Origin of the sequence: Streptomyces spongiae (assembly GCF_009377185.1) — a bacterium.
In the GTDB taxonomy this organism is placed as follows: Bacteria; Actinomycetota; Actinomycetes; order Streptomycetales; family Streptomycetaceae; genus Streptomyces; species Streptomyces spongiae.
Genome location: NZ_VJZC01000316.1, coordinates 1 through 11,516 on the forward strand (window position 1 = coordinate 1; position 11,516 = coordinate 11,516).

General features: G+C 70.9%; 11 protein-coding genes and 2 pseudogenes. 6 read left to right on the forward strand and 7 right to left on the reverse strand.

Translation table 11 applies throughout. The features are described from left to right. The 3 genes and pseudogenes from FNH08_RS31900 to FNH08_RS31910 all read left to right on the forward strand — a co-directional run. Positions 1 to 273: pseudogene (locus tag FNH08_RS31900) on the forward strand (hypothetical protein); the annotation flags it as partial. A gap of 38 nt (positions 274 to 311) precedes the next feature. Further along, positions 312 to 1,085: a YcnI family copper-binding membrane protein gene (locus FNH08_RS31905; RefSeq protein WP_152775006.1), complete on the forward strand. Its 774-nt coding sequence runs from the start codon at positions 312 to 314 to the stop codon at positions 1,083 to 1,085. Between the two features lie 123 nt (positions 1,086 to 1,208). Continuing rightward, a complete protein-coding gene (locus FNH08_RS31910) occupies positions 1,209 to 2,102 on the forward strand; it encodes an arginase family protein (protein WP_322725849.1) in 894 nt (297 codons plus the stop codon). 143 nt (positions 2,103 to 2,245) lie between these two features. On the opposite strand, the gene FNH08_RS53665 is transcribed toward FNH08_RS31910, so the two are convergent. The 4 genes and pseudogenes from FNH08_RS53665 to FNH08_RS31925 all read right to left on the reverse strand — a co-directional run bounded on the left by FNH08_RS53665 (position 2,246) and on the right by FNH08_RS31925 (position 4,803). Further along, positions 2,246 to 2,452 carry an FCD domain-containing protein gene (locus FNH08_RS53665; RefSeq protein ID WP_322725852.1) on the reverse strand — a complete coding sequence of 69 codons (207 nt, stop codon included), beginning with the start codon at positions 2,450 to 2,452 and terminating at the stop codon, positions 2,246 to 2,248. A gap of 50 nt (positions 2,453 to 2,502) precedes the next feature. Then, a pseudogene (locus FNH08_RS53670) lies at positions 2,503 to 2,925 on the reverse strand (GntR family transcriptional regulator); the annotation flags it as partial. Between the two features lie 172 nt (positions 2,926 to 3,097). After that, positions 3,098 to 3,877, reverse strand: coding sequence for a DUF3152 domain-containing protein (locus FNH08_RS31920; RefSeq protein WP_322725850.1), 780 nt, complete (start codon positions 3,875 to 3,877; stop codon positions 3,098 to 3,100). A gap of 326 nt (positions 3,878 to 4,203) precedes the next feature. Next, positions 4,204 to 4,803, reverse strand: a complete 600-nt coding sequence (locus tag FNH08_RS31925) for a CGNR zinc finger domain-containing protein (protein WP_228034477.1) — start codon at positions 4,801 to 4,803, stop codon at positions 4,204 to 4,206. Between the two features lie 179 nt (positions 4,804 to 4,982). On the opposite strand from FNH08_RS31925, the gene FNH08_RS31930 reads away from it, so the two are divergent. Then, complete coding sequence (locus tag FNH08_RS31930; protein ID WP_322725851.1) at positions 4,983 to 5,759, forward strand: MBL fold metallo-hydrolase; 777 nt, start codon at positions 4,983 to 4,985, stop codon at positions 5,757 to 5,759. A gap of 47 nt (positions 5,760 to 5,806) precedes the next feature. On the opposite strand, the gene FNH08_RS31935 is transcribed toward FNH08_RS31930, so the two are convergent. After that, positions 5,807 to 6,217, reverse strand: coding sequence for a VOC family protein (locus FNH08_RS31935; RefSeq protein ID WP_152775010.1), 411 nt, complete (start codon positions 6,215 to 6,217; stop codon positions 5,807 to 5,809). 69 nt (positions 6,218 to 6,286) lie between these two features. Continuing rightward, positions 6,287 to 7,480 (reverse strand): PucR family transcriptional regulator, encoded by a 1,194-nt coding sequence (locus tag FNH08_RS31940; RefSeq protein ID WP_152775011.1) that lies wholly within the window; start codon positions 7,478 to 7,480, stop codon positions 6,287 to 6,289. Between the two features lie 316 nt (positions 7,481 to 7,796). Between FNH08_RS31940 and FNH08_RS31945 the strand changes: the two genes are divergently transcribed. Next, entirely contained in the window at positions 7,797 to 9,584 is a 1,788-nt protein-coding gene (locus tag FNH08_RS31945; protein ID WP_152775012.1) for an FAD-binding dehydrogenase, read from the forward strand. Between the two features lie 134 nt (positions 9,585 to 9,718). Further along, entirely contained in the window at positions 9,719 to 11,164 is a 1,446-nt protein-coding gene (argG, locus tag FNH08_RS31950) for an argininosuccinate synthase (RefSeq protein WP_152775013.1), read from the forward strand. A gap of 105 nt (positions 11,165 to 11,269) precedes the next feature. On the opposite strand, the gene FNH08_RS31955 is transcribed toward argG, so the two are convergent. After that, on the reverse strand, positions 11,270 to 11,516 hold a 247-nt coding region (locus tag FNH08_RS31955), incomplete at its 5' end, for a SpoIIE family protein phosphatase (RefSeq protein WP_152775014.1).

Below are 11,516 nucleotides of genomic sequence, written 5' to 3' on the forward strand. Positions count from 1 at the left end.
CACCCCACCGCCGCCCATGTCACGGCGGCCGTCGTGCTGACCTGGTGGCTGCGGCGAGGTGAGGCGGCGCTGTGGTCGCTGCTGCGCCGGGCGGTCGCGCTCGTGCCGGGGCTGGCCGCCTGGTGGCAGGCGCGAGAAGGGGTACGGCCCGTACCGGGCGCACCGCGCTTCGTACGACGGGTCGCCGACGGGACGAGGGCACTGCGGCAGGTGCTGCTGCGGTACGCCGTCCACCGGCGGGGTCCGCCCACGTCGATCCCGTACGCGAACTGACCCCAGCACGCCCTTCCCAGTACGGAGATCGACCACCCATGTCCCCGACACACATCCCGACCCACCCCCCGACACACACTCCGACACGCACCAGGACCCACATCACCCTGCGACGCGTCGGTGCCGTCGCCGCCCTGAGCGCCGCCACCGTCCTCACCGCGGCGGGCGCGGCCTCCGCGCACGTCACCGTCCATCCCGAGAGCTACGCCAAGGGCGCCACGGACGGCGTCCTGGCCTTCCGCGTGCCCAACGAGGAGGACACCGCCGACACCACGAAGGTGCAGGTGTTCCTGCCCACCGACCACCCCGTCCTCGGCGTCCTCGTCCACCCGCAGGACGGCTGGACGCCCAAGGTGACCACCACCAAGCTCAAGACCCCCGTCAAGACCGACGACGGCACCATCACCGAGGCCGTCTCCGAGATCACCTGGACCGGAGGGAAGATCGGGGCCGGTCAGTACGAGGACTTCGACGTCGCCTTTGGCCAACTGCCCGACGATACCGGCCGGCTGACCTTCAAGGCGCTCCAGACCTACTCCGACGGCAAGATCGTCCGCTGGATCGAGGCCGCGCAGTCGGGCGGGGAGGAGCCGGAGGACCCGGCGCCGACACTTGAGCTGACCGCCAAGGGCGCGGAGGGCGCGGAGGGCGCGAAGAGCGCGACGGCGGCCTCGGACACCAGTGAAGCCTCGGACGCCAGTGACTCGACCGCCCGTGGGCTCGGCGCCGCCGGGCTGGGCGTGGGCGTTCTGGGCCTGGCCGCCGCGGTGTTCGCGATCGTCCGAACCCGGTCAGGCGGGGCTCGGTCCTAGTCCTGTCCGGCGGGGCCGTCGATTGGCTCTGGAGTCCCAGCGACACGCCGTGCGTGCGGCGTGTCGCTGGGAGGCCGATCCTGGACCCGGGGGTCCGTTGGGGCAGTGAGGGAGGCGGTCGGTGTGCGGGAGCTGGCGATCATCGAGGCGCCGTCGGTGCTCGGACTGCGGCCCTCCGGCGTCGAGGATCTGCCGGAGGCGCTGTTCCGTGCCGGACTGCTGGACCACCCCGGCACGGTGAGAGCGGACCGGGTCGAGGCACCGACGTACGACCCCGGGCGCGACGAGGAGACGGGCGTCCTCAACCCGGTCGCCATCGCGCGGTACTCCGTCAGGCTGGCCGATGCCGTGGGCGCCGTCCTCGACCGCGGCGGGTTCCCCGTCGTCCTCGGCGGTGACTGCACGATCCTGCTCGGCAACCTCCTCGCCCTGCGCCGCCGCGGACGACCCGGCCTGCTGTTCCTCGACGGCCACACCGACTTCTACCAGCCGTCGGCGGAACCCAACGGCGAGGCGGCCTCGATGGAACTCGCGCTGGCGACGGGTCGCGGCCCCCGGCTGCTCGCTGACCTGGAGGGTCGCGGGCCCCTGGTGCACGACGAGGACGTCGTCGCCTTCGGCTTCCGTGACGCCGCCGAGTCCGCGCGGGCCGGGATGCAGCCGCTGCCGCCCGCACTGCACACGGTCGACCTCGATGGCGTACGGGAACCCGGCGCCGAGGCGGCAGCGCGTAGCGCCCTCGACCTGCTCGGCGCCGACCGGAGCAGCGGGTACTGGGTCCATCTCGACGTCGACGTCCTGGACGACGCGGTCATGCCGGCCGTCGACTACCGCCTGCCCGGCGGGCTGAGCTGGTCCGAGCTGGAGACCGTGCTGTGCCTGGCGCTGGCCGACGAGCGGGCCCACGGCCTCGACGTCACGATCTTCAACCCCCGCCTCGACCCCGACGGCAGCATCGCGGCCCGCCTGACCCGCTGCCTCCGCGGTGCGCTGTCGGCGCGCGGCGGCCAGGGATGAGGCGGGCCGGCCAACTGGCTCGGTCGCGCCCAAGCCGTCCTGGACGTCCTGGCCGTCCTGGCCGTCCTGGACGCACTGGATGTACAGGACGTACTGGAGTCGGAGGAGGCGTCAGCCGGGCGGCGGTCGCCCGCCGGGGCCGGTCAGTCCGCGTCTCCCGGTCCCGTGAGCACGGCGAAGGCCTCGCGGCGGTGCGCGGCGAAGAGGTCCAGGGCGGCCTCGGTGTCGCGGGCCCGCAGTGCGGCGACGAGTTCGCGGTGTTCGGCGGGGATGTGGGAGAGGTAGCCGTCCGTGCTGCGGCCGATCCGGGTGAGCAGGAAGAGATGGACCTGGCAGCGGGGGCCTGCCACGCCTCTTCGAGGCGCCGGTGCCGGGCCGCGGCGTAGACGGCGTCGTGGAAGGCGATGTCGCAGCACACCATCTCGTGCTCGTCCGCGGCGCGGTCCATGGTGTCGACGGCCTTCTCGACGGCCTTCTCGACGGCCGCGATGTCCTCGTCCGAGCCGCGGGCGACCACCTCCCGGACGGCGAGTTGCTCCAGCGCGCCGCGCAGGCTGTCCAGCTCGGCCACGTCGTCGGGGGACAACGTGGTCACCGTGGCGCCACGGTGCCATGCGCTGCGTACCAGGCCCTCGCGCTCCAGCTTGAGCAGCGCCTCGCGGACCGGGCCGCGGCTGACGTCCAGCGCACCCGAGAGCTCGACCTCTCGCAGTTGTGCGCCCGGGGCGTAGGCGCCGCTGAAGATGGCCTCCCGGATGCTGTCGGCCACCTCGTCGGCCAGTCCCCGGCGACGCGCGGGGGCCACCTTGCGTTGGTCGCTCATGACTCCTGCCTTGCCCTCTGTCCTGCCCGCGTCATTTGTCGCAATGTCAACCTTCGGAGGTTGTCGTCGACGGCGATCACACCTTTGTAGGCGACGGCCCGGTTGGCTGCCACGCGGTCGGCCCACCCGGTGCCCCGGTGCCCCGGTGAAAAGGGCTCTGATGTGCTCCGGATCAGGGCACGGAGGGCCCGGTGATGAGTCGGCCTTCCTCGTCGTACGGCCAGACGTTGGGGACGCATCCGTTCATGCCCTTGATCTGCTGCATCATCGCCGGTGCCGGTTTGCCCTTGCCGGGGCAGCCGGCATGGCCGTGGCCGAGGAAGTGACCGACCTCGTGGTTGATGATGAGCGCGCGATAGGCCGTGATGTCCTTGGCGTACACGGGTGTTGCCAGGTGCCAGCGTTTGAGGTTGACCATGACGTTGTCGCCGACACGGCAGTTGACCTCGCCGCGGGTGTTCAGCCCGGACTCCCCGCAGATCTTGTCGACGGTGGTGGCCGTCGCGACCCGGACGACGAAGTCGGTGGCGCCTCCGGAGACCCGCTGGAACGCCGACCGGCCGTCCGTCGTCCAGCCGCGGGGGTCGGCCAGGATGCTTTCGACCTCCTCGGCGACGTCCTCGGGGGACAGATCTATGCCGTCCTCGACGTCGACCCGGTAGCGCAGGGCACTGCCCTTGCCCACCTTGCCGCTTCCGCCGGAGGCCGTGGCGAACGTTCCCGGCCCGGTGGAGGGGATGTCGGCCGGGGAGATGGAAGACGTGCTGGACGCGGTGGGAGACGTACTGGGCGTGGAGGAGGGGCTCCGGGGAGCGGTGGGGCTCGGCGTGGTCCGGGACGGCGCGGACGTGGGCCTGGCCTGCGTGGTGGAGCCGGCCTCGTCCGGTAACTCGCCCTCGCCTCCCGATATCCACCCCACAGCGGCGAATCCGACGGCCCCGAGAACGGCCACCCCCGCCAGCCCTCCCAGCCAGAGGCCCTTGCTCCGGCGGTTTCGACGCCCCCGGCGCCCGGGGGCTGCCGCCCGACCGTCCTGTCGGCGGCGGGAGTTGGAAGGCTTGGCTTTGTGCGCGGTCATGTTCTTTCAGAGTGTGATGAGCGTGTGATCGGATGTTGCGGGAATGATCACGAAACGATAACTGATGATCCGTGCGGGGGGTGGCGCTTCCGCGCTGTGGGCCCGCTGATCGTCAAGTGCCGCTTCTCACACGTGACATCGCGCCTCGGTGGTCAGCCGCGGAGCGGTGAGGCGGAAAGTGGTTCTGCCGGGCGGAGGAGTCAGCCGGACCGGCCCTGGGTGCGGCGGGCGTACGCGCGGGCGGCTCGGGCGCGGTCGCCGCAGCGGGTGGAACACCAGTGACGGCGGCCGTGGCGCAGCAGGTAGCGGGTGCAGGGGGCCGAAGGGCAGGCGGTGAGGCGCTCGGCGTCGGGGCCGGTCAGGAGGTCGGCCGCGTCGGTGGCCAGTACGGCCAGGGCGTGGTCGAGGATCTGGGTGACCGGGTGGGAGGCGGTGCGGTAGAGGCCCCGGGTGGGGTCCCAGTGCAGCAGGGCCGCCGCGGGGGCCTTGGTCATCGCGGTGTTGAGCGCGTTCAGGGCGTCGGCGGGAGCGGGGTGGTCGTCGACGTGGGAGGCGAGCAGGGCGCGGATCTGCTCGCGCAGGGAACGCAGTTGGGACGCGCACATGTCCCTGAGGCCCGCGTCGACCGGTGCGAGACCGTGCTGGAAGAGCCACTGGTTCGTGGCGTCCGGTGTGCCGAGGAGGTCGACGAACTGGCCGCCGGGCAGCGCGACAGCACTGTTGGCGAAGTCGAGAGCGGGGTGCTGCTCGGCTCCGGGCGCGGGTGGCGGAGCCAGGTCGTCGGTCACGGTCTCCTGCATGACTCTCATGGTACGGCTTGCGCCCATCCGTGAGGCATGGGTACGGTCTCTCACGGATAGAAGGAGCTGCATCCGTGATACTTCACTGATGTCGCCCTACCCGTGTCGCTCCACCCGTGCCACGTCACTGATGTCGCTCCACCCGTGTCACTTCATCCGTGTCACTTCATCCGTGAGAGGTGTGTGCCTTGACGACTCCTGCCACCCATGAGCAGATCCCCGCCCGCCTGCTGGGCGGCCCGACGGTGCTCCTTGAGTACGGAGGGCTGCGGCTGCTGACCGACCCCACCTTCGACGAGCCCGGCGAGTACCCGGTCACCGAGGACTTCTCCCTGGTCAAGACCGCTCCCGCCCTGGCCGACCCCGCCGATCTGGGCCCCATTGACGCCGTCCTGCTCTCGCACGACCAGCACGCCGACAACCTCGACCACTCAGGCCGGGCACTGCTGACGTCGGTCCCGGTCACGTTCACCACCCGCACTGGGGCCGGACGGCTGGGCGGCAACGCCCGAGGGCTCGCCGACTGGGAGTCCGCCACGCTGCAGGGCCCCGAGGGTGGCATCGTCACCGTCACCGCTGTGCCTGCCCTTCACGGCCCCGACGGCCTCGCGCAGCAGGTCATGGGCGATGTCGTCGGCTTCGTGCTGACCGCCGACGACCTGCCGGCCGTCTACGTCAGCGGCGACAACGCCTCCATGGACGCCGTCCGGCAGACAGCCGACCGCTTCGGCCCGGTGGACACCGCCGTGCTCTTCATCGGAGCTGTCAGGTCGCCCCGGGTGGGTGGTGAACTGATCACGATCAACAGCGAGATGGCGGCCGAGGCCGCGAAGATCCTGGGCGCCCGGCGTGTGGTCGCCGCGCACATGGACAGCTGGGAGCACTTCCTGGAGGACCGGGACGACGTCATCAAGGCGTTCGACGCGGCCGGCCTCTCGCACCTCCTACAGGCATGATCCCGCTCACCGTCCCGCTCACCCCCGCGGCCGCGCCCCGTGTGCGGTCAGCCGGCCGACTCGGAGATGTTGACCATCCACGGAATGCCGAAGCGGTCCGTACACATGCCGAAGACGTCGCCCCACATCTGCTTCTCCATGGGGACGGCCACGGAACCGCCGGCGGACAGCTTCTCCCAGTAGCCGCGCAGCTCGGCTTCGTCGTCGCCGCTGAGGCTCACCGAGAAGTTGTTGCCCGGGTTGTGCTCTCCGGTCGGCGTGTCGGCGCCCATCAGGGTGAGGCCGCTCGGCGTCTCCAGCATGCCGTGCATGATCTTGTCGGCGTCCGGGGTGCCCTCCTGGCCGTACTGCCCGTAGGTGTTGAGGGCCAGGGTGCCGCCGAACACCTCCTTGTAGAACTCCAGCGCCTGGCGGGCGTCTCCGGCGAAGGTGATGTAGGGGTTGAGTCGCGCGGCCATGATTACCTCCTGGAACGGGGTAAACCCTCGGATTTCCGAGGCTAGCGCCGACCACTGACAACGGCCTGCTCACGCGTCCGCGTCCGCGTCCGCGCGAAGCCATGTGGTCAGGGCCCACCACCAGTGCAGGGTGCTCAAGGGACCGGAGCGGTTCTCCGGCTGGGGATCGGTGGGCGGCTGGGGGTCGGTCAGTGACACTCCCGTGAGCTGCTGGAGCCGGCCGAGCCGGTAGCGGACGGTGTTGGGGTGCGTGAACAGGGCCGCCGCGGTCTGGTCCAGCCGGCGGCCGTTGTCGAGGAAGGCCTGGGCGGTGAGCGCGAGTTGGCGGTGGAAGCCGTCGGAGCGGTCCAGGCCGGCCAGGAGCCGCTCGCCCAGCAGTGAGCCCAGCAGCGGCTGGTCCGCCAGGGCGATCTCGGCGGCGAAGTCGGTGACGTCGTACAGGCCCCGCCGTTCCTGCCGCTCACCGATGCCGACGGCCCGTACGCAGAGCCGGTACATCGGGCGCAGCCCGTCGAGCGGAGCGGCGGGGGAGGTGACGACCAACGTGCTCGCCTCGATCTCCTCGCTCCGGGGGACCCGGGGGCACAGCCCCACCAGGCGTCCTTCCACCAGCCCGGAGATTCCGCGGAGTGCGGACAGGCGCCGGGAGAGGAGGCGTGAGCGGGCGGAGTCGCCGATGTCCGAGACCAGACAGTGGTACGGGCCGTCCGGGCGCAGCCCGGCCCTGGCCAGTTCCTCGGAGGACGGGACGACGCCGCCGACGAGCAGCTGCCGCAGCAGCCTCGTCCGGTTCTCGCTCACACCGTCGGGCGTTCTGCCCCGCTCGGCGGCGCGGTATCCGTTGATGACGTGGCGTTCGACGGCGTCGCCGTACTCCTTCAGCCGGAGGACCACGGTCAGCAGGGTGCTGTCGGGCACCCCGGCGGACCGGCAGCGGTCCAGGGTGATCTCCACCGCGCGGGTGAGCGCCGCCTGGACACCGCGCAGCACCGCCGTCATAGGGATGCCCTGGCCCGCCCGGTCGGCACCGAGCAGCAGGGCGGCGGCGAAGTCCTGTTCCTCGACCCGGCCGAAGGTGGCGAACCAGGTGCCGGCCGCGCGGATCAGGGCGGCGGCATGCGAGTGGGTCTCCGCCTCGGTGAGCCGGGCCACCTCGGGGGAGTGCGTTCTCGCCGCGTCGACCAGTTCGCCGCACACGTCCCTGTCGGCGGCCATGGCCCGCAGGATCTCGGCGACCGGCTCGCGTTCGTGAACGACAGTCATGAGCCCCTTCCCCGCTCCGGGCAATGTCGTCGGGCCACAACGAAAGGCCCCCGCGTTGACGCCCGGCAACTACCGCGCCGTTGCGGCGGCCTGCTTTCCTTGGCGGCTACCGACGGTAACAGGGCGACGGTCGGAGCAACACCCTCCCCTTGCCCGCAACCGTTTGGTCCCCTCAATCCGTTTGTCCCCCCCAACCTGTTCGTCCTGCAACCCGTTTGCCCCCAACCTTTACGTCCCGCAACCCGGTTGCAGCTCAACTCGGTTGTCCCGCAATGCGGTTGTCCGCACCCTGCGCACCTTTCCCGGAAGGCAGCCCATGGAGAACGCAGCATCCCCGGCCCGCATCAGCCGCCGCGGCGCCCTGACCGCGGCGGGCGGCGTGCTCGCCGGCGCCGCCCTCGCGTCGCAGACCGTACCGGCGTTCTCGGCCGAGTCGCAGGACGCCGACGCGATCGTCGTCGGCGGCGGGCTCGCCGGACTCGTCGCCACGGCCGAACTGGCCGCGGCGGGACGCAAGGTGCTGCTGCTCGACCAGGAACCGGAGGCGAGCCTCGGCGGTCAGGCGTTCTGGTCCTTCGGCGGCCTGTTCTTCGTCGACTCCCCCGAGCAGCGGCTGATGGGCATCAAGGACTCCAAGGACCTGGCCTGGCAGGACTGGCTGGGCACGGCCGGCTTCGACCGCGGTATCAGCGACCCGTCGGGCCAGGACTACTGGGCGTACAAGTGGGCCGAGGCGTACGTCGACTTCGCCGCGGAGGAGAAGCACGACTGGCTCGCGGGCCTCGGGATGCAGTGGTTCCCGATCGTCGGCTGGGCCGAGCGCGGCGGCGGCCTCGCGGACGGTCACGGCAACTCGGTGCCCCGCTTCCACGTCACCTGGGGCACCGGCCCGGCGGTCGTCGAGCCGTTCGAGAAGAAGGTGCGGGCCGCCGTCGAGGACGGGAAGGTGACCTTCAAGTTCCGGCACCGCGTGGACGACATCGTGACGACGGGCGGCGCCGTCACCGGCGTACGCGGCGCGATCCTGGAACCGAGCAACGCCCAGCGCGGCAAGCCCAGTTCCCGTACGGTCGTCGGCGAGTTCGAGCTCCGCGCACCGGTCGTGATCGTCACCTCCGGCGGTATCGGCGCCAACCACGACCTCGTACGGCAGAACTGGCCCGCCCGCCTCGGCGCCCCGCCCAAGTCCATGATCACCGGTGTCCCGGCGCACGTGGACGGCCGCATGCTGGCGATCACCGAGAAGGCGGGCGGACGGATCGTCAACCCGGACCGCATGTGGCACTACACCGAGGGACTCAGGAACTACGACCCGATCTGGCCGGGCCACGGCATCCGCATCCTGCCCGGCCCGTCGTCCATGTGGTTCGACGCGACCGGCAAGCGCTTCGGCACGCCCGACATCCCCGGTTACGACACCCTCCACACCCTCAAGTCGATCACCGACACCGGTTACGACTACTCGTGGTTCGTCACCACCCAGAAGATCATGGCCAAGGAGTTCGCGCTCTCGGGCTCCGAGCAGAACCCGGACCTCACCAACAAGAACGTCTGGCAACTGCTCTCGCGCATCTGGCAGACCCCCGAGCCCATCGAGAAGTTCAAGAAGAACGGCGTGGACTTCGTCGTCGGGACGTCCCTCTCGGAACTCGTCAGGGGCATGAACAAGCTCACCGGCGACAACCTGATCAAGCTGGACGACCTCAAACGCCAGATCGACGCGCGCGACCGGGAGATCGACAACCCGTACACCAAGGACGTCCAGGTCATGGGCATCCGCAACGCCCTGGCCTACCCCGGCGACACGCTCAGCCGCACGGCCTCGGCCCACAAGATCATGGATTCGAGCGCCGGCCCCCTCATCGCCGTACGCCTCAACATCCTCACCCGCAAGACCCTCGGCGGACTCCAGACCGACCTGTCGGGCCGGGTCCTGAACGACGCCGGCAAGGTGATCCCTGGTCTGTACGCGGCCGGCGAGGTCGCGGGCTTCGGCGGAGGCGGCGTCCACGGCTACCGCTCGTTGGAGGGCACCTTCCTCGGCGGCTGCCTGTTCTCCGGCCGCCAGGTGGGACGGGCTGCGGCGGAGGCGACGGGGGCCTGACCACCGCGGCGCCGGCGTCCTGAACACCGAGGCGCCGGCGCACTGATCGCCGAGGCAGGCAGTCAGACAGGGAGGCGAGGGCTTGGTGACCTGAGGGCTTTGCATGATCATGCGAAAGCATGCATACTCTTCCCATGTCCAAGGTCCTCACCTCCCTTCCCGCCGGCGAGCGCGTCGGCATCGCCTTCTCGGGCGGCCTCGACACCTCGGTCGCGGTCGCGTGGATGCGGGACAAGGGTGCCGTCCCGTGCACCTACACCGCCGACATCGGCCAGTACGACGAGCCCGACATCGCCTCGGTGCCCGGCCGTGCGAAGACCTACGGCGCCGAGATCGCGCGGCTGGTCGACTGCCGCGCGGCGCTGGTCGAGGAGGGCCTGGCCGCGCTCACCTGCGGTGCGTTCCACATCCGCTCGGGCGGACGTGCGTACTTCAACACGACCCCCCTCGGCCGTGCCGTCACCGGCACGCTCCTGGTCCGGGCGATGCTGGAGGACAACGTCCAGATCTGGGGCGACGGCTCGACCTTCAAGGGCAACGACATCGAGCGGTTCTACCGCTACGGCCTGCTCGCCAACCCGCACCTGCGCATCTACAAGCCCTGGCTGGACGCGGACTTCGTGACCGAGCTCGGCGGCCGCAAGGAAATGTCGGAGTGGCTCCTCGCCCACGACCTGCCCTACCGGGACAGCACGGAGAAGGCGTACTCCACCGACGCCAACATCTGGGGCGCCACCCACGAGGCCAAGACCCTGGAGCACCTGGACACCGGTGTGGAGACCGTGGAGCCCATCATGGGCGTACGGTTCTGGGACCCCGAGGTCGAGATCCTCACCGAGGACGTGACGATCGCCTTCGACCAGGGCCGCCCAGTGAAGATCAACGGCAAGGAGTTCGCCTCCGCCGTCGACCTCGTCATGGAGGCCAACGCCATCGGCGGCCGCCACGGACTCGGCATGTCGGACCAGATCGAGAACCGGATCATCGAGGCCAAGAGCCGCGGCATCTACGAGGCCCCCGGCATGGCCCTGCTGCACGCGGCGTACGAGCGCCTGGTCAACGCGATCCACAACGAGGACACCCTCGCCCAGTACCACGCCGAGGGACGGCGCCTCGGGCGGCTGATGTACGAGGGCCGCTGGCTCGACCCGCAGGCCCTGATGATCCGCGAGTCGCTGCAGCGCTGGGTCGGCTCGGCGGTCACCGGTGAGGTCACCCTGCGGCTGCGGCGCGGCGAGGACTACTCGATCCTCGACACCACGGGCCCGGCGTTCAGCTACCACCCGGACAAGCTGTCCATGGAGCGCACCGAGGACTCGGCGTTCGGCCCGGTGGACCGGATCGGCCAGCTCACCATGCGCAACCTCGACATCGCCGACTCGCGCGCCAAGCTGGAGCAGTACGCCGGGCTCGGCCTGATCGGCACCGGCAGCCCCGCCATGGGCGCGGCCCAGGCGGCCGCCACCGGCCTGATCGGCGCCCTCCCGGAGGGCGGCGCCGAGGCCATCGCCTCCCGCGGCGAGGTCTCCGAGGAGGACGCGGTGCTGGACCGCGCGGCGATGGAGTCCGGCACGGACTGACCACCGCGGCCGGCGACAACGCCCACGCACACCGAAGGACCGGCTCGACGCCATAGGCACCGAGCCGGTCCTTCCGGTTCTTCTGACACCCGGATCCCCCGGTCCTTACAGGCGCAGGACGATCAGGGCCGTGTCGTCCGTGGTGCCGGTGGGCGGGAGGAGGTCGGCGAGGAGAGCGTCGGCCAGGTCCTCGGGGTCGGACCGCCGGTGGCGCGTGAGGGCGTCGGCGAGTCGGGCCAGCCCCCTGTCGATGTCCTCGGTACGTCGCTCGATCAGTCCGTCCGTGTACAGGACCAGGACGGTGCCCTCGGTGAACGTCGTACGGGCCTGGGGGCGGGGGACGTGGTCGGGC

Excerpts from the sequence above, each read along its gene's own strand:
- FNH08_RS31905 (WP_152775006.1), top strand. The coding sequence starts at position 312 with ATGTCCCCGACACACATCCCGACCCACCCCCCGACACACACTCCGACA.
- FNH08_RS31925 (WP_228034477.1), bottom strand. The coding sequence starts at position 4,803 with ATGCAGGAGACCGTGACCGACGACCTGGCTCCGCCACCCGCGCCCGGA.
- FNH08_RS31935 (WP_152775010.1), bottom strand. The coding sequence starts at position 6,217 with ATGGCCGCGCGACTCAACCCCTACATCACCTTCGCCGGAGACGCCCGC.
- FNH08_RS31940 (WP_152775011.1), bottom strand. The coding sequence starts at position 7,480 with ATGACTGTCGTTCACGAACGCGAGCCGGTCGCCGAGATCCTGCGGGCC.
- FNH08_RS31945 (WP_152775012.1), top strand. The coding sequence starts at position 7,797 with ATGGAGAACGCAGCATCCCCGGCCCGCATCAGCCGCCGCGGCGCCCTG.
- argG (WP_152775013.1), top strand. The coding sequence starts at position 9,719 with ATGTCCAAGGTCCTCACCTCCCTTCCCGCCGGCGAGCGCGTCGGCATC.